The 23,282-nt window shown below is 50.7% G+C and carries 38 protein-coding genes; 2 read left to right on the top strand and 36 right to left on the bottom strand.

The features are described 5' to 3' along the window. Positions 1-573: 573 nt before the first annotated feature. From I2G61_RS12280 to rpsJ, 32 genes are all read right to left on the bottom strand, one after another. Complete coding sequence (locus I2G61_RS12280; protein WP_072682796.1) at positions 574-1,371, bottom strand: ABC transporter permease subunit; 798 nt, start codon at positions 1,369-1,371, stop codon at positions 574-576. After that, positions 1,368-2,258, bottom strand: a complete 891-nt coding sequence (locus I2G61_RS12275; RefSeq protein WP_072682795.1) for an ABC transporter ATP-binding protein — start codon at positions 2,256-2,258, stop codon at positions 1,368-1,370. The genes I2G61_RS12280 and I2G61_RS12275 overlap by 4 nt, the downstream gene beginning before the upstream one ends. Continuing rightward, positions 2,236-2,874, bottom strand: a complete 639-nt coding sequence (locus I2G61_RS12270) for a TetR/AcrR family transcriptional regulator (protein ID WP_072682794.1) — start codon at positions 2,872-2,874, stop codon at positions 2,236-2,238. Before I2G61_RS12270 ends, I2G61_RS12275 begins: the two co-directional genes overlap by 23 nt. Positions 2,875-3,219: 345 nt before the next feature. Further along, a complete protein-coding gene (gene rplQ / locus I2G61_RS12265; protein WP_072685413.1) occupies positions 3,220-3,582 on the bottom strand; it encodes a 50S ribosomal protein L17 in 363 nt (120 codons plus the stop codon). A gap of 24 nt (positions 3,583-3,606) precedes the next feature. Continuing rightward, on the bottom strand, positions 3,607-4,566 hold the full coding sequence (locus I2G61_RS12260; protein WP_020226066.1) for a DNA-directed RNA polymerase subunit alpha: 960 nt from the start codon (positions 4,564-4,566) through the stop codon (positions 3,607-3,609). A gap of 26 nt (positions 4,567-4,592) precedes the next feature. Next, complete coding sequence (gene rpsK, locus I2G61_RS12255) at positions 4,593-4,985, bottom strand: 30S ribosomal protein S11 (protein ID WP_072685412.1); 393 nt, start codon at positions 4,983-4,985, stop codon at positions 4,593-4,595. 18 nt (positions 4,986-5,003) lie between these two features. After that, positions 5,004-5,369, bottom strand: a complete 366-nt coding sequence (gene rpsM / locus I2G61_RS12250) for a 30S ribosomal protein S13 (RefSeq protein WP_072685411.1) — start codon at positions 5,367-5,369, stop codon at positions 5,004-5,006. A 16-nt stretch (positions 5,370-5,385) separates the two neighbouring features. Continuing rightward, complete coding sequence (rpmJ, locus tag I2G61_RS12245; RefSeq protein WP_008979808.1) at positions 5,386-5,502, bottom strand: 50S ribosomal protein L36; 117 nt, start codon at positions 5,500-5,502, stop codon at positions 5,386-5,388. Between the two features lie 19 nt (positions 5,503-5,521). Continuing rightward, complete coding sequence (infA, locus tag I2G61_RS12240; protein WP_006058587.1) at positions 5,522-5,740, bottom strand: translation initiation factor IF-1; 219 nt, start codon at positions 5,738-5,740, stop codon at positions 5,522-5,524. After that, positions 5,718-6,509 carry a type I methionyl aminopeptidase gene (map, locus tag I2G61_RS12235; protein ID WP_072685410.1) on the bottom strand — a complete coding sequence of 264 codons (792 nt, stop codon included), beginning with the start codon at positions 6,507-6,509 and terminating at the stop codon, positions 5,718-5,720. The genes infA and map overlap by 23 nt, the downstream gene beginning before the upstream one ends. Beyond that, entirely contained in the window at positions 6,506-7,156 is a 651-nt protein-coding gene (locus tag I2G61_RS12230; protein WP_072685409.1) for an adenylate kinase, read from the bottom strand. The genes map and I2G61_RS12230 overlap by 4 nt, the downstream gene beginning before the upstream one ends. A gap of 13 nt (positions 7,157-7,169) precedes the next feature. After that, entirely contained in the window at positions 7,170-8,459 is a 1,290-nt protein-coding gene (gene secY, locus I2G61_RS12225) for a preprotein translocase subunit SecY (RefSeq protein ID WP_072685408.1), read from the bottom strand. A gap of 1 nt (position 8,460) precedes the next feature. Further along, complete coding sequence (rplO, locus tag I2G61_RS12220; RefSeq protein WP_006058583.1) at positions 8,461-8,901, bottom strand: 50S ribosomal protein L15; 441 nt, start codon at positions 8,899-8,901, stop codon at positions 8,461-8,463. Positions 8,902-8,922: 21 nt separating this feature from the next. Then, positions 8,923-9,435 (bottom strand): 30S ribosomal protein S5, encoded by a 513-nt coding sequence (gene rpsE, locus I2G61_RS12215; protein WP_006058582.1) that lies wholly within the window; start codon positions 9,433-9,435, stop codon positions 8,923-8,925. 13 nt (positions 9,436-9,448) lie between these two features. Next, the gene (gene rplR / locus I2G61_RS12210) at positions 9,449-9,805 is read right to left on the bottom strand and encodes a 50S ribosomal protein L18 (protein WP_072685407.1); all 357 of its coding nucleotides are present in this window, start codon (positions 9,803-9,805) and stop codon (positions 9,449-9,451) included. 21 nt (positions 9,806-9,826) lie between these two features. Further along, complete coding sequence (rplF, locus tag I2G61_RS12205; RefSeq protein ID WP_072685406.1) at positions 9,827-10,372, bottom strand: 50S ribosomal protein L6; 546 nt, start codon at positions 10,370-10,372, stop codon at positions 9,827-9,829. Positions 10,373-10,399: 27 nt separating this feature from the next. After that, positions 10,400-10,801, bottom strand: a complete 402-nt coding sequence (rpsH, locus tag I2G61_RS12200) for a 30S ribosomal protein S8 (protein ID WP_039864159.1) — start codon at positions 10,799-10,801, stop codon at positions 10,400-10,402. A gap of 26 nt (positions 10,802-10,827) precedes the next feature. Next, positions 10,828-11,013 (bottom strand): type Z 30S ribosomal protein S14, encoded by a 186-nt coding sequence (locus I2G61_RS12195; RefSeq protein WP_006058578.1) that lies wholly within the window; start codon positions 11,011-11,013, stop codon positions 10,828-10,830. Positions 11,014-11,027: 14 nt separating this feature from the next. Continuing rightward, positions 11,028-11,570: a 50S ribosomal protein L5 gene (gene rplE / locus I2G61_RS12190; RefSeq protein WP_240281466.1), complete on the bottom strand. Its 543-nt coding sequence runs from the start codon at positions 11,568-11,570 to the stop codon at positions 11,028-11,030. Then, entirely contained in the window at positions 11,567-11,887 is a 321-nt protein-coding gene (gene rplX / locus I2G61_RS12185; RefSeq protein WP_006058576.1) for a 50S ribosomal protein L24, read from the bottom strand. Before rplX ends, rplE begins: the two co-directional genes overlap by 4 nt. 13 nt (positions 11,888-11,900) lie before the next feature. Next, on the bottom strand, positions 11,901-12,269 hold the full coding sequence (gene rplN, locus I2G61_RS12180; protein ID WP_020226056.1) for a 50S ribosomal protein L14: 369 nt from the start codon (positions 12,267-12,269) through the stop codon (positions 11,901-11,903). Between the two features lie 21 nt (positions 12,270-12,290). Then, positions 12,291-12,551: a 30S ribosomal protein S17 gene (gene rpsQ, locus I2G61_RS12175; RefSeq protein WP_020226055.1), complete on the bottom strand. Its 261-nt coding sequence runs from the start codon at positions 12,549-12,551 to the stop codon at positions 12,291-12,293. A 15-nt stretch (positions 12,552-12,566) separates the two neighbouring features. Then, a complete protein-coding gene (gene rpmC / locus I2G61_RS12170; RefSeq protein WP_006058573.1) occupies positions 12,567-12,767 on the bottom strand; it encodes a 50S ribosomal protein L29 in 201 nt (66 codons plus the stop codon). A 3-nt stretch (positions 12,768-12,770) separates the two neighbouring features. Next, positions 12,771-13,187 (bottom strand): 50S ribosomal protein L16, encoded by a 417-nt coding sequence (gene rplP, locus I2G61_RS12165; RefSeq protein ID WP_006058572.1) that lies wholly within the window; start codon positions 13,185-13,187, stop codon positions 12,771-12,773. A 2-nt stretch (positions 13,188-13,189) separates the two neighbouring features. Beyond that, positions 13,190-13,996 carry a 30S ribosomal protein S3 gene (gene rpsC, locus I2G61_RS12160; protein ID WP_072685405.1) on the bottom strand — a complete coding sequence of 269 codons (807 nt, stop codon included), beginning with the start codon at positions 13,994-13,996 and terminating at the stop codon, positions 13,190-13,192. Between the two features lie 11 nt (positions 13,997-14,007). After that, positions 14,008-14,340, bottom strand: coding sequence for a 50S ribosomal protein L22 (gene rplV, locus I2G61_RS12155; protein WP_006058570.1), 333 nt, complete (start codon positions 14,338-14,340; stop codon positions 14,008-14,010). 11 nt (positions 14,341-14,351) lie between these two features. Continuing rightward, positions 14,352-14,621 (bottom strand): 30S ribosomal protein S19, encoded by a 270-nt coding sequence (gene rpsS / locus I2G61_RS12150; RefSeq protein WP_006058569.1) that lies wholly within the window; start codon positions 14,619-14,621, stop codon positions 14,352-14,354. Positions 14,622-14,641: 20 nt separating this feature from the next. Then, positions 14,642-15,475: a 50S ribosomal protein L2 gene (gene rplB / locus I2G61_RS12145; protein ID WP_072685404.1), complete on the bottom strand. Its 834-nt coding sequence runs from the start codon at positions 15,473-15,475 to the stop codon at positions 14,642-14,644. 63 nt (positions 15,476-15,538) lie between these two features. Further along, entirely contained in the window at positions 15,539-15,826 is a 288-nt protein-coding gene (rplW, locus tag I2G61_RS12140; protein WP_006058567.1) for a 50S ribosomal protein L23, read from the bottom strand. Then, positions 15,826-16,455, bottom strand: a complete 630-nt coding sequence (gene rplD / locus I2G61_RS12135) for a 50S ribosomal protein L4 (RefSeq protein ID WP_006058566.1) — start codon at positions 16,453-16,455, stop codon at positions 15,826-15,828. Before rplD ends, rplW begins: the two co-directional genes overlap by 1 nt. 3 nt (positions 16,456-16,458) lie before the next feature. Beyond that, positions 16,459-17,151 carry a 50S ribosomal protein L3 gene (rplC, locus tag I2G61_RS12130; RefSeq protein WP_006058565.1) on the bottom strand — a complete coding sequence of 231 codons (693 nt, stop codon included), beginning with the start codon at positions 17,149-17,151 and terminating at the stop codon, positions 16,459-16,461. Between the two features lie 19 nt (positions 17,152-17,170). Continuing rightward, the gene (gene rpsJ / locus I2G61_RS12125; protein WP_020226047.1) at positions 17,171-17,482 is read right to left on the bottom strand and encodes a 30S ribosomal protein S10; all 312 of its coding nucleotides are present in this window, start codon (positions 17,480-17,482) and stop codon (positions 17,171-17,173) included. A 490-nt stretch (positions 17,483-17,972) separates the two neighbouring features. Here rpsJ and I2G61_RS12120 point away from each other — a divergent pair, with 490 nt between their 5' ends. Next, positions 17,973-18,674: a carboxylesterase gene (locus tag I2G61_RS12120; RefSeq protein ID WP_072685403.1), complete on the top strand. Its 702-nt coding sequence runs from the start codon at positions 17,973-17,975 to the stop codon at positions 18,672-18,674. A 157-nt stretch (positions 18,675-18,831) separates the two neighbouring features. On the opposite strand, the gene I2G61_RS12115 is transcribed toward I2G61_RS12120, so the two are convergent. Then, entirely contained in the window at positions 18,832-20,022 is a 1,191-nt protein-coding gene (locus I2G61_RS12115) for an MFS transporter (protein ID WP_072685402.1), read from the bottom strand. Between the two features lie 76 nt (positions 20,023-20,098). Between I2G61_RS12115 and I2G61_RS12110 the strand changes: the two genes are divergently transcribed. Then, positions 20,099-20,458 (top strand): MerR family transcriptional regulator, encoded by a 360-nt coding sequence (locus I2G61_RS12110; RefSeq protein ID WP_072685401.1) that lies wholly within the window; start codon positions 20,099-20,101, stop codon positions 20,456-20,458. 38 nt (positions 20,459-20,496) lie between these two features. On the opposite strand, the gene I2G61_RS12105 is transcribed toward I2G61_RS12110, so the two are convergent. The 3 genes from I2G61_RS12105 to feoB form a co-directional block, all read right to left on the bottom strand. After that, complete coding sequence (locus tag I2G61_RS12105; protein WP_159432822.1) at positions 20,497-20,673, bottom strand: hypothetical protein; 177 nt, start codon at positions 20,671-20,673, stop codon at positions 20,497-20,499. Between the two features lie 84 nt (positions 20,674-20,757). Then, on the bottom strand, positions 20,758-21,054 hold the full coding sequence (locus I2G61_RS12100; protein WP_072685400.1) for a FeoB-associated Cys-rich membrane protein: 297 nt from the start codon (positions 21,052-21,054) through the stop codon (positions 20,758-20,760). Between the two features lie 28 nt (positions 21,055-21,082). Further along, entirely contained in the window at positions 21,083-23,254 is a 2,172-nt protein-coding gene (gene feoB, locus I2G61_RS12095) for a ferrous iron transport protein B (RefSeq protein ID WP_072685399.1), read from the bottom strand. Between the last annotated feature and the right edge of the window lie 28 nt (positions 23,255-23,282).

The following is a 23,282-nucleotide window of genomic DNA, read 5'->3' as shown; positions in this document are numbered from 1 at the left end:
TTATGAATTGACGTTGTATTTGTGCTTTTCTTCCTGTTTAGTTTTCAAAGATCGAAGCGCTTGACTCTCACCGAGTCAGCTTAGTTATTATAGCCCGAGGGCAAGGTTTTGGCAAGTGTTTTTTTAAATTTTTTTCATTTTTTCTTCGTTTCTTTCATTATCTCCCTTAACAAAAGGCTTTTTTACCTATAAGAAAATTCTTTATCTCTTCTGTATCCTTATCTCTGTCCTGATAAAATAAAATGAGCCTGGTAATTCAGCTGGGAATTTATCGTTTTCCACTCACGCCTTAAACTGATTGACGATAGACGCGATGCATCATAGTGCAAGAAAGTAAGACATTTCATTTCCTATTGACTGTTCAGTATAATTTATCCCTTCTCGCTTTGTATCCCCTTCTCCCTTTATTTCTTTTCTTTTTTTCATGGAAGTAGAGCTATCCGCTTATTTCCTGTTCCATTTCCTGCTTCGGATTTTTCCTTTTTCTTTTCTCGGGCAGAAAATAGAGAATCTTTCCCGCCTCTTCCTCAATTCAATTTTCCATAAAAAAAGTGAATCAGCCTGAAGACTGAATCACAGTGATAAATCACGCCGACGGAATATCCCGATGGCGGCTATATAGAACATAAGCCCCAGAACGGCCAGGAGTCCCGCCAGAAGTAAGGCTTCATTGCTTCCAGCAGCCAATTCTTTGGCCTGAAACAGAGTCAGCGGCGTTAAGAATTTTAATTTGTCGAGCTGATCTGACGTTTGAGAAAGCATCTGAATTAACAGAAATGCGATCAGGCAGCCGCCAGCACAGCCGTAAGCTTTTTTCTGTTCTGAAAACACGCAGGAAAAGAAGAAGCACAATCCACCTAAGAACAGATGCAGTCCCAGCAATCCGATGTTCATCCGCAGATAATTAACCACATCCAGTTCTCCAGGAAATAACAGACTGCTGGCTGCCAGTCCTAACACCGTGGCATATCCGACCAGCAAAAGCGTACAAAGCAGAATGAAAAACATCTGGGTTATAACGATTACGCCGCGAGTATTGGGCGTTGCCAGCAGATAGGCCATTGAACCTTGATCAACATAGCGCGCAACCAGCCGAACTGCGATCAACACCAGACACAGCATTGGGATTGCGATCAGGATGAAGCCATACAAATAATTGGCAATGAAATCCAGCATCGTCGCCCCCGCGTTGGTCATCCCGAACGCGGCGAACAGTTCCGGCATGCTTTCCGCCATCAGATCCAGACTGGCGCCCAGCTTGGGATCATACATTGCGATAATCACCGTGCTGTACAGCGTGATCACCGCCAGAAATAACAAAATCATTTTATAGTTGGCGCGCAGTTCGCGGCGCAGTAACGGCAGACTCATGCGGTATGCTCCTTCCCATAATAGTGCAGAAATAATTCCTCCAACGTTTGACGGCGTGTTTCCAGATCAACGACTTCATAGCGGGCGGCCAGTTTTAAAATCGGATCCATAGCGCCGGAGGTTTGCAGCGTAACCTGATTCTCATGCAGTGCGGCATTCTTTACCCGCGCGGCAAAATCAGCGGCCTCCGCTGGATAGCGGAACTTCAAGATCAACGTGCGCTGATGGTTTTGATTCAGGTCCTTCATCTTTTCCACTGCGATCTGGCGGCCTTCCTTAATAATAACGACGCGGTCGCAGGTTTGTTCCACTTCTTCGAACAAGTGAGACGACATCAGAATCGTTGTTCCTTTTTGTTTTTCTTCTTTGATTTTATCCACGAATTTTTTCTGCATCAGCGGGTCGAGGCCGCTGGTCGGCTCATCCAGGATCAGAATTTCCGGTTCGTTCATCAGCGCGCAGACTAAGCCGATCTTCTGCTTCATGCCCTTGGACATTTTCTTGATCCGTCCTTTGGGTTCCAACTCGAAATAGTCCAGCAGTTCCCTGGCTTTTGTTATGTTTGGCATCTTTTTCATCGCGGCGATGAATTTGATAAACTCCATTCCGTCCATATCGTCCATGAACGCGATCTCTCCAGGCAGATACCCGACGTCCTTCTGAATCTGGGCGGCATTGCGGAAACAATCGTGTCCCTTAATGCTGACACGTCCATGATCGGGCTGAATAAATCCCATGAGTGTCCGGATTGTCGTTGTTTTTCCAGCCCCGTTCGGGCCGAGAAAACCCATGACCTCTCCGCTTTCCACATTGAAGCTCAGATCGAACACGCCGCGCTGCTGACCGTAATTCTTGGTCATATTTTTAACTTTGAGAATGGTTTTCATTTATTTCCTCCTTATAGGCGATTTTACGGAACATCGTTTGCCAATCATGGAAATCCTGCATTAATTCGTCAATTTCCAATGTTTCGGATTGTCTCAGCTTATCCTGGATATAACCTTCCGCCATCCACGTCAGCATCTGCAGCAGCTGCCGGGGATCGACATCGTCCTTAAACCGGGAAAAATGAATGTTTTTAAAATAAACGGAATACACCTCGGCTAACGTAGCGGTAATCCGGTCTTTCATCGCCTCGCTGACTTCCTCCCGACGGGAATAATAAGCTTTCATCACAAAATTCATTAAATAAGGATATTGCAGGATAATCGAATATTTGACTCGGGCGGCATATTCCATCAGTTCGAAAAAATCGGTAATCTGAATGAAATCGTCGGTAACTACCCGTAAATGAAAGAATTCACAACAGTAGTCAAACAGGAACAGATAGAACTCTTTTTTGTTTTTAAAATAATAGAAAAGCAGCCCCTTGGAGATTCCAGCTTTGGCTGTGATGTCATCCGTCGAGGCATGCGGATAATCGTGCGCCCCGAAGACTTCCAGTCCGGCGTTGATGATCCGCTGCTGCTTCGCGGCTGGTAATTCATAGAACTTCTCGTTCATCAAAGAGCCTCCTGACTGACCAGGTCAGTCTTTCATTCTCATTATAGGGGATTGACTCAACTTTACAACCCCCGGAATTCGATGAAAAGCGTTTCTTTTCTCATTTTCGCCGTTTTCCCATTCCCATCCGGTTTTCCTTCATTTCAAGCAGATTTGACGCTCATTCGCTCAGAAATGGCGTCTGAGGCTGATTTTCCCCCGGCAGGTTCTTTATCAATCATGGTTTGAAGTTTGCCCCGGAAGCTGCAAGTCCTGTCCTGAAAGAGAGTCCTTTCCCCTGCTTCTTTCCATTGTCTGAACTGCAGAAAAAAAAGCACAGCCAAAGCCATGCTTTTCATTGGATAATTAAACCAGTTCGATGATCGCCATCGGTGCGCTGTCGCCGCGACGGAAGCCGGTCTTTAAGACGCGGGTATATCCGCCGTTGCGGTCGGCATATTTCGGACCGATTTCGTCAAACAGCTTCTTCAGTACCGTTTCGCCTGTCTTTTCATCCGCAACGACATTGCGGACATAAGCAGCAGCCTGACGGCGGGCATGCAGATCTCCGCGCTTGGCCAACGTGATCAGTTCGTCGACAACAGAGCGCAGTTCTTTCGCCTTCATTTCAGTTGTTTCAATTTTGCCGTTCAGGATCAGGCTGGTAGCCATATTGCGAAGCATCGCTTTCCGGTGGTCAGCAGTGCGTCCTAATTTACGATTCCACATAGGGGGTTCCTCCTTTACTTGCGATTAGTCGTATGATTTGAAGCTCAGACCCAATTCGTAAATCTTGTCTTTGACTTCTTTTAACGATTTTTTACCCAGATTCCGGACTCTCATCATTTCTTCTTCAGAACGCTGAGTCAGTTCTTCGACCGTCTGGATACCGGCCCGTTTCAAACAGTTGTAAGAACGGACAGACAGATCCAGATCTTCGATCGCCATGGACTGCATGTTCTTCGGCGATTCGCCGTTGACATCCTTCATGACGGATTCCATATCCGCGACGGATTCGTTGACATGGGTCAAGAGATCGAGATGATCGATCAGAATCTTGGAGCCCAGCGCCAGCGACATCTGCGGCGTGATCGAACCGTTAGTCCAGATTTCAAAAATCAGGCGGTCGTATTTCGCATCCTGGCCGACACGAGTCGGTTCCACATTATACGAAATACGGTCGATCGGGGTATAGATGGAATCGGTATACACCGTTCCAATCCCCTGAGAAGATCCCTGGTACAAGGCTTTGTTGCCATCAGCGCTGATGTAGCCGCGACCGTTGCGGGCCTTCAGTTCCATTTCCAGCGTGGCGCCTTCTTCCAGGTGCGCGATTTCCAGATCTTTGTTCAATACTTCCACACCCGTCGGGCAGATAATATCGCCCGCGGTCACGGTCATTGGGCCTTTTGCGGCAATTCTTAAGGTATAGGATTCATCGTCATCAATCTTCATGATCAGATTCTTGATGTTCAGAATCATCATCGTGACGTCTTCTTCAACGCCAGGAATGGATGTAAACTCGTGGTAAACACCTTCGACCTTAATCGAGTAAACCGCAGCTCCCGGTAAAGAGGAGAGTAAAACACGTCTGAGGGCATTACCAAGGGTAGTGCCGAAGCCTCTTTCAAGAGGTTCTACAACGAATTTTCCATAATGGTCAGATTCAACATATTCTTTGACTTCAAACTTTGCGCGTTCAAATTTTTGCATAACCATTTCCCTCCTCAATTAGGTTATTAACCACGTGGCCGCTTCGGTGGACGGCATCCATTGTGCGGAATCGGAGTAACGTCGTTGATGACTGTGATTTCCAAGCCAGCCGTCTGTAAAGAACGGACAGCCGCTTCACGTCCAGGTCCCGGACCCTTAACGTTGACTTCGACAACCTTCATGCCGTGATCGACAGCAGCCTTGCCGGCAGCTTCGCCTGCCATCTGAGCGGCAAACGGTGTAGATTTACGAGAACCCTTGAAGCCTAATGCACCCGCGCTGGACCATGCGATGGCATTTCCGCTTTCATCGGTAATCGTTACGATTGTATTGTTAAATGTTGAATGAATATGTGCAACGCCTTTAGCGACATTCTTGCGGACACGACGCTTGCGGCTTGTCTGTTTCACTTTTGCCATTGACTACTATCCTCCCGCTTATTTCTTCTTATTCGCTACCGTACGACGCGGTCCTTTGCGTGTACGAGCGTTGGTCTTGGTGCGCTGTCCGCGGACAGGCAGTCCCTTACGATGACGAACACCGCGGTAGCAGCCGATTTCCATCAAGCGCTTGATGTTCAGCTGGGTTTCACGGCGCAAATCGCCTTCAACTTTGATCTGGTCAACTTCCTGACGGATTGCGTTGACCTGTTCGTCTGTCAGATCTTTAACACGGATATCTTCGCTGATTCCGCATTTCTTCAGAATGGTCTTCGCTGTAGAGCTGCCGATTCCGTAGATATAAGTTAAGGATACCACGACGCGCTTGTCGCGTGGGATATCGATTCCTGCAATACGAGCCATATCTCTCTAATTCCTCCTAGTTTCCTTGACGCTGCTTGTGCTTAGGGTTTTCACAAATAACCATAACGCGGCCTTTGCGCTTGATGATGCGGCACTTATCGCATATTGGTTTGACAGATGGTCTTACTTTCATGCGTTTTTCCTCCTGTAGACTATTTGTGTCTAAATGTAATACGCCCACGTGTTAAATCATACGGTGAAATTTCAACGGTAACCCGATCTCCCGGTAAAATGCGAATGTAATGCATACGGATTTTACCAGAAACGTGAGCTAAAATGGTGTGACCGTTGGCGAGCTTCACCTTAAACATCGCATTGGGAAGTGTATCTTCTACTATCCCGTCAATTTCAATGACATCCTGTTTGCCCATAAACTGAATCTTCCTCCTCATCTGGATTGATTGTCAGAATTTCATACCCGTCTTTGGTAATGACGATGGTATGTTCGTAATGTGCTGCCAGAGAGCCGTCTTTGGTAACGACTGTCCAGTCATCAGCCAACACCCGTGTGTGCGGCTTGCCTGCGTGAACCATCGGTTCGATTGCGAACGTCATGCCTTCCCTTAACAGAATGCCTTTGCCCGGTGAACCAAAATTCGGAATCGCAGGTTCTTCGTGCAGGTGCGTGCCGATTCCATGACCTGTATAATCGATTGGCACTGAATACCCGTGCGCTTCGACAAACTCGCCGATCGCGTGCGAAATATCACTTAAACGATTCCCAGGTTTTGCCTGTTCTAAACCTATAAAAAGAGATTGGCGTGTAACTTCCATCAATCGCACCGCTTCCTCGCTGACGCGGCCGACGGCGAACGTCCACGCGGCGTCCCCATGATAGCCTTTATAACAAGCTCCGATGTCAATGGAAATGAGATCTCCGTCTTTCAACACAGTCTGATCCGGAATGCCATGAACCAGCACTGAATTGATCGAAGTACAGATAGACGCAGGAAAGCCCCCGTACCCTTTAAAGGACGGCGAGGCTCCCTGTTGCCGGATCACTTTCTCAGCAATCCTGTCCAGCTGTTTAGTAGTTACTCCCGGAGCGATCGCAGCCGCCACAGCCGCGCGGGCCAGGGCTACGATCTTTCCGGCTTGCTTCATCGTTGCGATTTCTCGCGGCGATTTGGCAGAGATCATTTCACGTTCTCCAATGCCGCGGCGACATCATTCCACACTTCGTCAATCGAACGCGTGGCATTGATGTCGACGACCAGTCCTTTTTCACGGTAGTAATCAAGAACCGGCTTGGTATTCTTTTCATGCTCGTCAAGACGAACACGAAGCTGTTCCTCTGTATCATCAGCGCGCTGAATGAGCGGAGAACCGCAGACATCACAAATGCCCTCCACCTGACTTGGGTGATTACGGACATGATAGATCGCACCGCAGTTCTTACACATGCGGCGGCCCGTGATGCGATCGGCCAGAGCTTCAAACTCCACTACTAAGTTTATAACAACTTCCACCGGTTTGGCAATTTCTTTTGATAAATTTTCGAAAGATTTTGCCTGAACCAGCGTTCTTGGATAGCCATCCAACAGATAACCAGCTTGACAGTCCGGCTGTTTCAGCCGATCTGCGACCATTGCGACCGTAATTTCATCCGGTACGAGCTTGCCGGCGTTCATGTATTCCTGCGCTTTTTTCCCCAGCTCCGTGCCTTCTTTGATGTTGGCGCGGAACATATCTCCTGTGGAGATGTGCGGAATTTTAAAGCTTTCCAGAATTTTTGCCGACATTGTCCCCTTGCCGCTTCCGGCAGGTCCCATGATCAGAATGTTCATTCTCACTCACCTCTTATTTTTGAATAAAACCGCGGTATGATTTCTGGGTCAGCTGCCCTTTCAGCTGACTCATCGTCTCCATGGCAACGCCGACAACGATGATGATTCCGGTTCCGCCCATTGAAACAGAGGACGGCAGGTTTGTCACCATTGGCAGGATGTACGGAAGCAGCGCGATAAACACGAGGAAGATCGCGCCCAGCACCGTGATCCGGTTCAGCACCTTGGATAAGTATTCCCTGGTTTCTGTACCCGGACGAATGCCGGGAATATAGGTTCCGGACTTGCCGAGATTTTCTGCAATCTTCTCCGGATCCACCTGTAAATTAGTGTAGAAGAAGGTAAACAGAACGATCAGTACCGCATAGATGCAAAGGCCCAACGGCTTCTGCAGCGACAAGATGTTATTCAGAGTGGTTGTGAAGCTGTTGGCTTCAAAGAAGCTCATGATCGTCAGCGGCGCCGTCATGATCGCCGAAGCGAAGATAACCGGGATGACGCTGGCGGAGTTGATTTTTAACGGTAAGTAGGTCATATCGTTGCGGCCCTTGGTCATGGAGCTGGATGTGTACTGTACCGGGATCTTTCGGGTTGCCAGCTGCATGAAGACAACCAGCACGATGATCAAAAGATACATTAATACATACAGCATAAACGTCAGGATGCCGTTAAACATCGCCGTGTTGTTTGTCGTATCAACCAGGGTATTGAAGACCTGAACAAACTGGAACGGGATGTTTGCGACGATACCCGCGAAGATGATGATGGAAACGCCGTTTCCGATCCCCTTCGCCGAGATCTGATCGCCGACCCACAATAAGAACATTGTACCCGCTGTCAGCACCGTCGCCACGTACAGGTAAGTGGAAACGCCGGCGCCGGAGAGGATCCCATAGCTCTTATCAAAAGCATAGACCATCGTAAAGGCTTGAATAAACGCTAAGACCACACCCATATATCGTGTGATCTTATCCATTTTCATGCGACCCTGCTGACCTGATTTCGCCATTTCCGTCAGTGCCGGAATGACGTCCATCGACATCAGCTGGATGATGATCGAAGCGGTGATGTACGGTGTAACGCCCAAGGCGAAGACCGACAGACGCTGTAATGCGCCGCCGCCCAGCAGGTTCATCATTCCCAGAATGGAATTATCAGCGATGCCGGCGGTCAGCGCCGTCGCATCTACGCCCGGAACCGGAATGCCGGATCCGAGTCGGTAGATGAACAGCATGGCCAGAGTAAAGATAATCTTAGACCGGATTTCTTTATTCTTGAACAGGCTGGTAAAGGTCTGGATCATGTTAGATCACCTCTACTTTTCCGCCTGCTTTTTCAATTGCTTCTACTGCTGATTTGGAAAATTTATTGGCTTTGACCGTCAGCTTCTTTTCCAGTTCGCCAACGCCCAGGATCTTCACGCCGTCCAGTTCCTTGCGGACTAAACCCGCCTGCTTTAACAGTTCCGGAGTAATCTCAGCGCCATCTTCGAACCGATTCAGCAGTTCGACGTTGACGATCGAGTATTCCTTACGGGTGAAGTTGGTGAAACCACGCTTCGGCAGACGACGCCAGATCGGTGTCTGGCCGCCTTCAAAGCCCAGTGCGACTCCGCCGCCGGAACGAGCGTTCTGGCCCTTGGAACCCTTGCCTGCAGTTTTGCCCCATCCGGAGCCATGGCCGCGGCCGATTCTCTTCGAGTTACGACGTGCACCTTCTGTGTATTTCAGTTCGTTTAATTTCATTGTAGCTGCCTCCCGTCTAACTTAGCGAATTTCCTGCGGCTTCTTCTCACGCAGTTTGCTAACGCTTTCGATCGTTTTCAGTTCTTTCAGACCGGCAACCGTGGCATGAACCATGTTGATCGGCGTGCGGGAACCGATGCACTTGGACAGAACGTCGCTGACGCCTGCCAGCTCCAGAACCGCACGGACAGCGCCGCCGGCGATAACGCCGGTACCTTCTGCAGCCGGTTTCAGGAACACTTCACCCGCGCCGTAAACGCCGGTGACAGCATGTGGGATCGTGGAGCCATTGTTTACCAGAGGAACTCTGAACAGATTCTTCTTGGCATTTTCACTGGCCTTCTTAATTGCATCAGGAACTTCGTTAGCTTTTCCTGTGCCGTAGCCTACGCGGCCTTTTTTGTCACCAATGACAACCAGGGCGGCAAAGCGGAAACGACGTCCACCTTTAACAACCTTGGTTACACGGTTGATGACAACAACGCGTTCTTCAAATTCTTTATCGCGTTCAACTCTTCTTGGTTTACGTTCCATTCAGCGAGCCCTCCTAGAATTTCAGTCCGGCCTCTCTGGCAGCTTCGGCCAGGGCCTGGACACGTCCGTGATAAACATAACCTCCACGGTCAAATACAACTTCAGTGATGTTCTTAGCTAAAGCACGCTTCGCCAGTTCGGTTCCGACTGTCTTTGCGGCTTCGATATTTCCGCCGTTTTCCAGCTTCATGTCCACGCTGCTGCAGGCAACCAACGTCGTGCCGTTAACATCGTCGATGATCTGGCAGTGGATATGGCTGTTAGAACGGAAGACGTTCAGGCGTGGGCGTTCCGGAGTTCCGCTGATCTTTGTACGGACGCGAATGTGACGACGAATTCTTTCATCATTTTTAGATACTTTCTTAAGCATTGTTCACTCTCTCCTTTCCCACTATTTCTTACCAGCCGTCTTGCCTTCTTTACGACGGACATGTTCGCCTTTATAGCGAATACCTTTACCCTTGTATGGTTCAGGTTTCTTTGTTGCCCGGACGACCGCAGCGAATTCGCCGACGCGCTGCTTGTCGATGCCGGAAACTTTAATTTCAGTTGCGGACGGGCACTCAACTTTCAGGCCTTCCTCAACCTCGAATTCAACCGGGTGAGAGAAGCCGACGTTCAGTGTCAGCTTGTTGCCGCTGACCGCGGCACGGAAGCCGATACCGACAACTTCCAGTTCACGGGTGAAGCCCTCAGAAACGCCGACGACCATGTTGTGCAGCAGCGCGCGGGTTGTGCCGTGCAGCTGTTTGATATGCTTCTCATCGTTCGGACGAACGACTTTGATTTCATTGCCGTTGACATCGATCTGCATGTTTTCGTTAAACTGACGTGTTAAAGTACCCTTAGGTCCTTTGACCGTCACCTCATTGCCAGCCGCAACCGTGACTTCAACACCGGCTGGAATGGTAATCGTTTTATTACCGATACGTGACATTGTTTTCTATTCCTTTCTCTAACACGCTTACCATACGTAGGCGATAACTTCGCCGCCCGTATGCTTCGCTCTTGCTTCTTTGTCGGTCATCAATCCCTGAGAGGTAGAGATGATCGCGATGCCTAAACCGTTCAGGACACGTGGGATCGAGCCGCTCTTGGCGTATACCCGTAAGCCTGGCTTCGAGATACGCTTGATGCCGCTGATAACTTTTTCGTTATTCGGGCCGTATTTCAAAGTGACTGTGATCTTCTTTTCTGCAGCGGTTTCACCTGTGACTGCGTAATTCAGGATAAATCCTTCGTTCTTCAGGATCTTCGCAATTTCAACCTTCTGCTTGCTTGCCGGAATTTCAACGGCTTCGTGGCGCGCCTGAACACCGTTACGGATTCTGGTCAGCATATCTGCGATAGGATCAGTCATATTCATCATTGCTTTTTCCTCCTTCCGTATCCTTACCAGCTTGCCTTCTTGACTCCCGGAATCTGGCCCTTATAGGCTAATTCGCGGAAGCAGATACGGCAGACTTTGTACTTGCTTAAGACAGAGTGCGGACGTCCACAACGTTCGCAGCGCGTGTACTCTCTGACTTTGTACTTCTGAGGACGCTGCTGCTTAATTTTCATTGATGTCTTTGCCATGGTTGTTGTCCTCCTTATTTCGCAAACGGCATGCCCATACCTGCCAGCAATGCCTTTGCTTCTTCATCAGTATTGGCCGTCGTTACGATAACGATGTCCATACCGCGTACTTTGCTTACTTTATCAAAGTTGATTTCCGGGAAAATGATCTGTTCCTTCACGCCCAGCGTGTAGTTGCCACGACCGTCGAACGCCGTTGTGCTGACGCCGCGGAAGTCGCGGACACGCGGCAGGGAAATGTTGAACAGCTTATCCAGGAATTCATACATGTGTTCACCGCGCAGGGTGACCTTGCAGCCGATCGGCATGCCTTCACGCAGCTTGAAGTTCGCGATGGACTTCTTCGCCTTGGTGATGACCGGCTTCTGGCCTGCCAGCTGAGTCAGTTCGGCAACTGCTTCGTCCAGCGCCTTCGGGTTGGCGATCGCATCGCCGACACCCATGTTGATGACGACTTTCTCGATCTTCGGGCACTGCATGACAGAGCTGTAATTGAACTGCTTCATCAGAGATTCAATGACTGTCTTCTGGTATTTTTCAACAAGACGGTTCATTATTTCTTACCTCCCTTGACGACGTTGCCGGATTTCTTGAATACGCGGACCTTTTCGCCCTTTTCGACCTTAAAGCCGATCCGGCTGGCTGTTTTGGCTTTGGAATCATACGCCATGACATTGGATACATGAATCGGAGCTTCCTTTTCAATGATGCCTCCGTCCGGGTTAGCCTGAGTCGGCTTCAGGTGTTTCTTCATCAGATTGACACCCTCAACGATGACTTTGTTCTCTTTCGGCATAACGGCCAGAACTTCGCCGATCGTTCCCTTGTAATGTCCAGTGATGACTTTTACTTTATCGCCTTTTTTAATTTTCATCTCAAGCCACCTCCTATAAAACTTCTGGTGCCAAAGAAACAATCTTCATGAAGTCTTTGTCACGCAGTTCTCTTGCAACAGGACCGAAAATACGGGTTCCTCTTGGTGTGTTGTCGTCCTTGATGATAACGGCTGCATTGTCATCAAACTTGATGTAGCTGCCGTTTTCACGACGGATGCCGTAACGTGTCCGGACGATGACCGCCTTGACGACGTCGCCCTTCTTTACAGTTCCGCCAGGAGCTGCTGTCTTGACCGAGCAGACGATGATATCGCCGATGTTCGCTCTTTTGCGCTTGCTGCCGCCCAGGCAACGGATGACTAATAATTCCTTAGCACCGGTGTTGTCCGCGACATTTAATCTACTTTCATTCGTAATCATTGTCAGTTCCTCCTTGTGCTATTAAAGAATTACAGCCTTTTCGACGATCTTAACCAGGCGGAAACGCTTGGTCGCGGATAACGGACGAGTTTCCATGATTTCTACGATATCACCGATCTTCGCCTCATTGTTCTCATCATGTGCTTTGAATTTCTTTGAATATTTAATACGCTTCGAATAAAGCGGATGACTCTTGCTGGTTGCTACCTCAACCGTAATGGTCTTGTCCATCTTATCAGAAACGACTTTTCCGCGTAATACTTTACGGTTTGATCTTTCCATGACCAGTTATCCTCCTTATTTCGCCTCACTGAGTTCGCGCTCAGTGATGACAGTTTTGATGCGAGCGATCGTCTTGCGAATTTCCTTCATGCGGGAAGGATTCTCCAGCTGGCCGGTAGCTTGCTGGAAACGCAGGTTGAACAGCTCTTCTTTTAAAGATTCAATTTCCTGAAGTAATTCAGTATTGCTCTTATCACGAATTTCCTTAACGTTCATTTCCTATTCCTCCTCGCCTCGGCGCACGAATTTGCACTTGACCGGCAGCTTGTGGGCTGCTAAGCGCAGAGCTTCACGCGCGGTTTCTTCATCGACGCCGCCGACTTCAAACAGGACGCGGCCTGGCTGAACTACGGCTACCCATCCTTCAGGTGCGCCTTTACCGGAACCCATTCGGACTTCCAGCGGTTTCTTCGTAATTGCCAGATGTGGGAAGATTTTGATCCAAACCTGGCCGCCACGCTTCATGTAACGAGTCATGGCGACACGCGCCGCCTCGATCTGACGGTTGCTGACGTACGCACCGGAGTAAGCAATTAATCCATACTCACCGAATACGATCTCACGTCCAGCCTTCGAGCGACCTTCGTAACTCTGGCGATGAGGTCTTCTGTATTTTGTTCTATTAGGCATTAACATGATTAATTACCTCCTTCAACGGTTCCTTCAGCCTTTGGTGCAGCTGCTTTAGCTTCCCTGGCTTCGGCATTGCGGTTGTTGTTATTGTTGCTGCGGTTGCCGCGGCGGTCATTCCGTCCGCCACGCCGGCGATCGCGGCCCTGAGGCATCTTCGGTGCTTCCGGTTCCTGAACCATCTGGCCCGGCAGGACTTCACCGCGGCAGATCCAGACTTTAACGCCCAGCTTGCCGTAAGTCGTCATCGCTTCGACAATCGCGAAGTCGATGTCCGAACGCAGCGTATGCAGAGGAACGACGCCCTCGGAATAGCCTTCGCTGCGCGCGATATCCGCGCCGCCTAAACGGCCGGAAACCAGGGTACGGATACCCTTGGCGCCCGCCCGCATCGTCTTCTGAATCTGACGCTTCTGGCAGGTTCTGAACGAAGCACGCTGTTCCAACTGCTCAGCGATAGCGCGAGCGACCAGATGTGCATCCAGATCCGGATTGGCAACTTCGACCACTTTGATGTGAATCTGCTTGCCAGCGCACATTTTCTGCAGCTTCTTCTTTAAGATTTCAATGCTTTCACCGTTGCTGCCGATGATCACGCCCGGGCGAGCGGCACGGATGATGATCTCAACACGGTTCTTAGAGCGTTCGATTTCGATTCTGGAAACGTAAGCCGCATGCAGTTCCTTAAACAGGAATTCACGGATTTTGACGTCTTCCATCAACAGGGTGCCGTAATCTTTTTCAGCATACCATCTGGATTCCCAGTCGCGGATGACGCCGACACGCATTCCAATTGGACTAACTTTCTGACCCATGAGAGTACCTCCTACCGTTCTTCAACCACAACAGTAATGTGGCTGGTGCGCTTTAAAATCTGAGCGGCGTTGCCCTTTGCCCGAGGCATGAAACGCTTCATGGTGATTCCCTCGTTGGCATAGCACGCTTTAACGTACAATTTTGATTCATCCAGCTGATGATTGTTGACCGCATTGGCAACGGCTGATTTCAGCACTTTCCCAACCGCTTCGGCAGCGTGGTTCGGTGTGAACTTCAGGATTGCTTCTGCTTCCTTCGCATCTTTGCCTCTGACTAAATCCAGAACAAGTCTGACTTTGCGAGGGGCGATGCGGACAGTTTTCGCTGTTGCTTTGACTTCCATTGTGGCACCTCCTACGCTTTCTTGTCGTCGCCATGACCGCCGAATTTGCGGGTTGGGACGAATTCGCCAAGTTTATGGCCGACCATATCTTCTGTGACATAGACAGGGACATGTTCCTTACCGTTGTAAACCGCGAACGTATGTTCAACGAACTGCGGGAAAATAGTGGAACGGCGAGACCATGTTTTGATGACTTCTTTCTTGCCTGACGCGTTCAGCTTTTCCACTTTTTTCATTAAATGGTCATCACAGAACGGTCCTTTTTTCAAACTACGACTCATTTTAGCTTCCTTCCTTTCGTTTACTTACCGTTGCGGCGGCGTGTGATTAATTTCGTAGACGCCTTTTTGGTTTTGCGGGTCTTGACGCCCATGGCTTTCTTACCCCACGGCGTCATTGGTGATTTACGGCCAACCGGAGTTCTGCCTTCACCACCGCCATGCGGGTGATCGTTCGGGTTCATGACGGAACCACGGACTGTCGGACGAATGCCCAGCCAGCGGGAACGTCCAGCCTTACCCAGGTTAACCAGGCTGTGATCTTCGTTGCCGACCGTACCGATGGTAGCGCGGCAGTTGCTCAGAACCTTGCGGACTTCGCCAGAGGCCAGACGCAGAATCGTGTAGCGGCCTTCGGAACCCAGGATCTGTGCGGAAACACCAGCGGAACGTGCCAGCTGGCCGCCCTTGCCCGGCTTCAGTTCAACGTTGTGAACGAAAGTACCTTCAGGGATGTTGCGCAGCTCCATCGCGTTGCCGACCTTGATGTCGACCGCTTCGCCGGAAACGATGGTCTGTCCGACCTGCATTCCCTTCGGAGCCAGGATATAGCGCTTTTCACCGTCTGCATAATTCAGCAGCGCGATGTTGGCGGAACGGTTCGGATCGTACTCGATCGTCGCGACCTTCGCCGGGATGTTGTCTTTATTACGCTTGAAGTCGATCACGCGGTACTGACGCTTGTGTCCGCCGCCCTGATGACGGGTTGTGATCCGACCGGTGTTGTTGCGGCCGCCCTTTTTGGACAGCGGTTCAAGCAGCGAGCGTTCTGGAGAAGTCGATGTGATTTCTTCGAAGCTCAGGCTTGACATACCGCGACGACCTGGAGTCGTTGGTTTATATTTCTTAATCGCCATTGGATTTAGTCCTCCTTACGCATTTTTCCGGAAATAGCGTGTTCTTCCGATATGTTGATCAGCTTATTCCGAGAATAAGTTGATATCCTGTCCTTCCGGCAGCTTGACAACTGCTTTGCGGACAGCGCTCGTCTTACCGACGTATTTGCCCATTCTCTTCGTCTTCGGCTTGCAGTTCAGAATGTTGACCTGTTCAACCTTGACGCCGAAAATTTCTTCAACAGCCAGACGGACCTGCGTCTTGTTCGCGCCCTTTGCGACCGCGAAAGTGATCTTGTTGTCAGTGTCCATCAGCTTCATCGTCTTTTCAGTGATGATCGGGCGGATAATGATATCTCTTGCGTTACTCATTATGCGAATACCTCCCCAGCTTTGTTGGCAGCCGCTTCCGTCATAACCAGCTTCTGAGCGTTGGCGATGTCGAAGGCGTTCAGTTCTTCAACTGTCAATAAGGCAGCGTTCGGAATGTTGCGCAGGGACATGAAGGCATTGTCGAAGTCCTCGGCGATATCCGCTACAAACAGCGTTTTGCCTTCAAACTTGAACGCATCCATAACCTTGACAAATTCCTTTGTCTTGATCGCGTCGAACTTCAGCGCATCGACGACAACCAGGTTGTTTTCAATGACCTTTTCAGAAAGCAGCGATCTTAAAGCCAACCGGCGAACCTTGCGGTTCAGACGGTAAGCATAGCTGCGCGGCGTCGGGCCGAAGGCGATGCCGCCGCCTCTCCACTGCGGAGCGCGGATGGAACCCTGACGGGCACGGCCTGTGCCCTTCTGACGCCAAGGCTTCTTGCCGCCGCCGCTGACTTCGTGACGGCTCTTGGTGTCATGCGTACCCTGACGCATATTCGCACGCTGCATGATGAGCGCGTCAAACATGACCTGCTGATTAGGTTCAATGCCGAATACAGCCTCAGCCAGTTCGATTTCGCGAATCTCTTTAGCTTCCAGGTTATATACATTTAACTTTGGCATCTGTTATTCCTCCTCTTTTGCTTCTTCGGAATAGCTGATCAGATCCTTGGCCGAAACAGCAGCTGTTCCTTTGACGGATGACTTAACAACAACCAGTCCGCGCTTCGGTCCCGGGACATTGCCCTTGATCAGCATGTAGTTGTTTTCAACATCAACCTTGATGATTTCCAGATTCTGTGTCGTGGTGGTATATCCACCTTCCTGGCCAGCGCCAGCCGTTCCCTTTTCGATCCGGCCGTTGTTACGTCCGGTTGTAGCCAGAGAACCGATATGCCGCATGTTCTTGGATCCGCCGTGGGTCTTCGGGCCCATTGTCGCGTTGTTTCTGACGATCGTGCCGTTGTAGCCGCGGCCCTTGCTGGTGCCGGTTACGTCGACGATTTCGCCGGCGGCGAACAGATCAACCTTCACTTCGTTGCCGACTTCCAGGTTTGTCATTTCCGTGCCGCGGATTTCGCGGACGAAACGCTTCGCTGCGGTCGATGCCTTGGCAGCATGACCCTTTTCAGCTTTGTTGGAACCCTTTTCGCTCAGATCTTCAAATCCCAGCTGAACAGCTTCGTAGCCATCGTTTTCCAGGGTTTTCTTCTGCAGCACTACGTTCGGCAGCGCTTCTACGACCGTGACAGGAATCAATACGCCGTCCGTAGTGAATACCTGCGTCATGCCAAGTTTACGTCCTAAAATACCTTTCATGATGTCACCTCCACTGTCCTTACAGCTTGATCTCGATGTCGACGCCGCTCGGCAGTTCCAGACGGCTCAATGCGTCAATGGTTTCTGCAGTCGGTCCGACGATCTCGATCAAACGCTTATGTGTTCTGATTTCAAACTGCTCACGCGAATCTTTGTACTTGTGAACAGCTCTCAAAATGGTTACCACCTGCTTCTCTGTCGGCAGGGGTACAGGTCCGACGACTTTCTTTGCGCCGTGTTCCTGAGCAGCCTTAACGATCTTTTCGCTGGCTGTATCCAGGATTCTGTGTTCGTAAGCTTTTAAACGAATTCTTACGCTGTTTTTTGCCATGAAATCTTCCTCCTTCATTTCATCCGCCGTTTCGGCAGATTCGCTCGGTGTGAATTCCCCGGTCTTCACGCTTAGCTGGCGCTATCGTGACAACGCCGATCAGCGTGCCGGCAACCTCCCACGTCCATGCGAATGCTTCGCTATTATAGCACTCAAAAACAGGCAATGCAACACTTTTTTCAAAAAAGTTAAAAACTTGGAAATACGGCTTCAGATCAAGCTCTTTTCAAGTTTCGAAAATCAATGATTTCAACAATTCCCTGGCAACGAAGATCAGTGTGCCATTATTATCTTCCTGACCGAATTCTTCCCAAAATAAGGTACTATCCGCAGGCGATTTTCACTGTTTTTCGCCCAATTTCACGATATTTTTCGTCTGGCAGCGCTTACATCTGGCAAGATTAACGAATCTTTGACAGATTTCGCAGGATTCCGTTTCTATGCAGGTCTGATTTATATTATAATAAGGATACTTTCAGGAGGTGAGCGCATGTTTGAATTTCTGAAGTTTAGAAAACAGGAACGCCGGCAGGTCGTTGTCGCGCTGCATGGGTTTGGACGGCGGCGGACCGATGAGTTTCTGCCGTTAAAAAATTTCCTCGCCGCCAAGAACATCGAACTGATCATGCCGGAGTTATTTAATCCGCGCAACCCGCAGGATGTCGATCCGCAGAAATGGATCCAGCGGGCTGAGGAAGTCGTCGATCAGCTGGCAGCCCAGAACGCGGAAGTCATTCTGGTCGGCTTCTCGATGGGCGGCGTCATCGCCGCGCATCTGGCCGCTGTCAAACCGGTAAAGAAGTTGATTCTGCTGGCGCCGGCATTCAATTATATCAATGTCGCCAACGCCGCGGATTACATCACCGGCTGGTTCAGCAGCCCCGGAAAAAAAGAACAGCCTGACCCGTATCCGCCGCTGCCCGCTGATTTTACTTCGGTGTTCATGAACGTCGTCGATCTGTTGAAGCAGGATGCCGCGCTGGTGGAATGTCCGGTGCTGATCTTCCACGGTACGGATGACGAAACCATTTCCGTTTCATCCAGCCGCAAGATCTACAAAAAAATTCCGGCCGCGCAGAAGGGACTGATCATGTTGGAAGGGGTCGGCCATGCGATTCTGGACGATCCGGTCTACGCTTCGCTGGCGTTGAACACCATCGCCGCGTTCATCGCCGATCAGTTCCATTTTTGATCATTCCAGGAGTTCTTGTGCTCTGACCGGCCAAGACTGCTTAACCTGATCCTTTCCGGTTCTGTTCTTTTCTGTTCTTCCTTTATATAAAGGAAAGCTGCAGCGCTTCTGATTTTTATCTTCAAACGTTACAGCTTTTTTATGATCTTATTCTATTTCAAGACGGCCGCTTCGCGCTGCGCCAGTACGCCAGCGCCGCAGCAGCCGACAGTGCGAACGCTCCGGCGCTCAGCACAAACGGAAACAACATATTCAGGTCGTAGACGATCCCCGCAGCCAGTGAGCCGAGCACATTGCCCATCGACTTGATCGCGTTGAACAGACCGGTGATGATGCCGACTTCGCTGTTTTTTCGCCCCTCCACGGATAAAGCCTGCGTGATCGGCTGATAAACGGCATTGGCGGTAAAGAAAATCAGGTTCATCGCAATGAACAGCGTCAGATTGCCCGGAATCAGTGCTCCCGCTGCACTCAGCGCGCACAGCGCCAGCACGGCGATCAGTGATTTCTTCACCTCAGTGCGGCGGATGATCCACAGATTGATGGAGAAATTTGCGATCAGGCCGATAAGACCGATGACCGCTTTGATTAATCCATTATAAACCGGTTTAAAATCCAGCTCGGCCTTCAAGAAATAGTTAAACGCATTTTCATGGCAGTTGCTGGCGAAGCCGGTCAGAAAGACGACGGTCAGAAACAGGATCATGACGGTGCTCATCAGACTGCGGGCGCTGGCAAAGGAGTTGAACGGATTGACGGTTTTCAGCAGCACGCGCGGACGAACAGTCTGCGGATCCACAATCGAATCTTCGACAAAGAACATTGCGCCCACGCCCAGCACGATCATCCAGACCGCCTGAACGTTGAACGCCAGCTGGAAGTGAATCGTTCCCAGAACGCCGCCCAGCAGATAGCCCACCGCCAGCGAAGCGGACTGCATCGCCGTATAGACCGCCAGATTGGAAGCCTGTTTTGCAGGCTCACTGACGTCGATCACATACGCCATCGTCGCCACGATCGCGCCGCCGGAAAAAGCCCCGGCCGCCCCGCGTGAGATCAGCACCATCAGCTCACTCGATGAGAAGCCCAGACTCAGCTGCGCCAGCCCATAACAGACGCAGGAGATCGTAAAGACCTTCACGCGGCCGAGATGATTGCTGAACTCGCCCCAGAATACAGACGTTAGAAATGAAAAGAAGCACATCACCGCCATCGACGTTCCGAAAATCCGCGACGGCAGTCCCATCGCCGTATATAAGGTCGGCGTCACCGGATGATGGAAATTCATGCCGATTCCCAACAAGACCGTGATCACCAGCATTCTGAACACTGATTTCTTTTTTGTCATGCTTGCATCCCCCTTATGACTTCTCTATAATACAAGTTAAACCCAGGTTGAAGTCAAGCCGAAAAGGAGAAATGGTATGGATTATTCGATCAAAGAAATTTCTGAGCGGCTCCGCATCCCCGCTTCCACGCTGCGGTATTATGAAAAGCGCGGGTTAATCGGTCCGCTGCGGCGCGGTGCGGGCCAGGTCCGCATCTTTACCGAAGACGATCTCCGGCTGCTGCAGATCATCCAGTGCTTAAAACGAACCGGCATGCCGGTCGAAGAAATCCGCGAGTTCGTCGAGCTGATCCGCAAGGGCGATGCGACGTTGGAACAGCGAACTGCCTTATTTGAGCGTCACCAAGCTCAGATTGAGCATCAGATTGAAGCGCTGCAGGAAAATCTGGCGGTGTTAAAACGCAAGATGAGGTTGTTCAACACACCGAAAAAATAAACGAATCCCGTTTGTCACAGGCGACAGACGGGATTTTCTTATTGATCGCAACGCGGGTGATCCTTGCGGTAATCGCACAATGCCGATTTCATCCGGCAGCTGCCCGCTTGATAGCTGGCGCAGGCCGCGCAGCCCCGGTTCTTTTTGGAGCGCAGCCGGATCAGGCAGTAGGCCGTCCAGCCTCCGATGATCAATATTACAAGCAACGTCGCCATTGTTCATCCCCGCCTTTCTTTTTTTTATTATATCAGGATTTTAACAGGGCATGAATGGAAATGACCGGAAGGTTGGACGCTGAGCTATCGTTTTCCAATTTCGCAGCCGTGCTCTGACGCTGAATCGCCGCCGGAAAATGAGCCAGGGTATTGCGGTGATTGCCCCGAAGGATGATCGTGCCGGTAAGCGCTGAGCAGCGGGTTCTGCGGCCCTTCACTGTGACAGATTCCCGTCATGCCGCAGCCCGCGCAGCCGCCTGCGCAGGAGGAGCCTTCTTGACGATGTTGCCGCCGCAGACTGCGGATCGCCAACAGGCAGGCGTCGATCACGATCAACAATACAACGCCTTCGCCAAAATAACTTTGAATAGCAGCGAGCATTCGTTCTCCTTTCCGCCGATTCCGGCTTTTAAATTTTTGTGGTTTCCTTCAGATCGACTTCCAGTGTCCGACTTTCTTTATATGGCCGGATTAACAGATAAACTAAAGCCGCAAGCAGGACAATCGCGATCCCAGTAAACACGGTAAACGGCGTTTCGCCTGTGATCAGGCCGCCGATCTGGTAGACGATCATGGCGGCGGCGTAAGCAAAACCACACATGTAGCCAATCGCCCCAAGCGTCCATTTCGGATTGTTCATCTCCCGTTTGATCGCACCCATCGCCGCGAAGCATGGCGCGCACAACAGGTTGAAAATCATGAAGCTGTACGCCGAGAGGGCTGTGAAATCCGCCGCGATCAGCGTCCAAATCTCATTGCCCGCTTCGCTCAGTTCCCCGCTGTAATGGTAAAGGACACCGAAGGTATTGACAACTTCTTCCTTGGCGATCAGGCCGGTTACCGTTGCCACTGTTGCTTTCCACGCCATATCGCCGATCCAGCCCAGCGGATAGAAAATCCAGGATACCGCATTGCCGATCAGCGCCAGCAGCGAGCTGTTGTTATCTTCAACCGCCTGGAAGACGCCGTCCACAAAGCCATAGCCCTGTAAGAACCACAAGACAATCGAGCTTAACAGAATAACCGTACCGGCCCGCTTGATAAACGACCAACCGCGTTCCCATGTTCCCCGCAGCACATTGGATGCCGAGGGAATATGGTAGGCCGGCAATTCCATGACAAATGGCGCCGGATCGCCCGCAAACATCTTAAACTTCTTCAGGATGATTCCGCTTATAATCACCGCGGCCACGCCGATGAAATACGCTGATGCCGCAACTGCGGCGGAATTGTTGAACAACGCCCCGGCAAACAGACCGATGATCGGCATTTTCGCACCGCAGGGAATGAAACCGGTTGTCATGATCGTCATTTTCCGGTCGCGATCCTGTTCGATCGTCCGCGAAGCCATAATTCCCGGCACGCCGCAGCCGGTCGCCACCAACATCGGGATAAAACTCTTGCCGCTTAAACCGAACCGACGGAAGATCCGGTCCATAATGAACGCAATTCGCGCCATGTAGCCGATATCTTCAAGAATGCAAAGCAGGAAGAACAACACGAGCATCTGCGGCACGAAGCCCAAGACCGCGCCGACCCCCGCGACAATTCCGTCCTGAATCAGACTGGCGAGCCAGCCGCCGACGCCCATCATCTGTAAGAAAGCGTCGACTGTGCCCGGCACCCACTCGCCGAACAACACGTCGTTGGCCCAGTCTGTACCCAGCGTGCCGATCGAGATTGACCAACCGCCCATCGAAATCGCGTAGACCAGCGCCATGACGAGAATGAAAATCGGCAGCGCCAGCCAGCGGTTGGTCACGATCGTGTCGATTTTATCAGAAACCGACATCCGGGATTGATTTTTCTTTGTATAACATGTGCGAATGATCGAACTGATATCATTATATCGTTCGTTAGTGATGATGCTTTCCGCGTCGTCATCCAGCTCGTCTTCCGCTTTTTGAATCAGCGCTTCGACATCTGGGACGCCGCTTATCATCGCCGCAATTTTATCGTCGCGCTCAAACAGCTTGATCGCGTAGAAACGCCGCATCGCCGAAGGGACTTCTGCGGGCAGCTGGGAGAGGATCGCGTCGAGCACCTGTTCCACTTTCGGACTAAAGCGATGCACTGGCGGCAAGACTTGCCCTTGCTTCGCCAATTTGACGGCCAGCGCTGCGGCTTCCTGAATACCTGTTTGTTTCAGCGCCGAAATCGTGACGACTTCGCATCCCAGTGCCCTGGCGAGCAGCTGCGTGTTGATCTGATCGCCGTTCTTGTTGACGACGTCGATCATATTGATGGCAACGACGACCGGAATGCCCAGCTCCAGCAGCTGTGTGGTTAAGTACAGATTGCGTTCCAGATTCGTGCCGTCGACAATGTTCAGAATCGCTTCCGGACGTTCGTGAATCAGATAATTCCGGGCGACGACTTCTTCCAGCGTATATGGGGAAAGGGAATAAATCCCCGGAAGATCGGTGATCGTGACTTCCTTCCGATCCTTCAACCTGCCTTCCTTCTTTTCGACCGTGACGCCCGGCCAGTTGCCCACAAATTGATTGGAACCCGTCAGAGCGTTGAAAAGTGTTGTTTTTCCGCTGTTCGGATTGCCGGCCAGCGCAATTTTAACTGCCATGTTCTATCCCTCCTAAAAATTAGCTTAA

Source organism: Holdemania sp. 1001095H_141210_F2, assembly GCF_015558105.1.
Classification (GTDB): domain Bacteria; phylum Bacillota_I; class Bacilli_A; order Erysipelotrichales; family Erysipelotrichaceae; genus Holdemania.
This window is presented reverse-complemented; position numbering and strand designations above follow the sequence as displayed.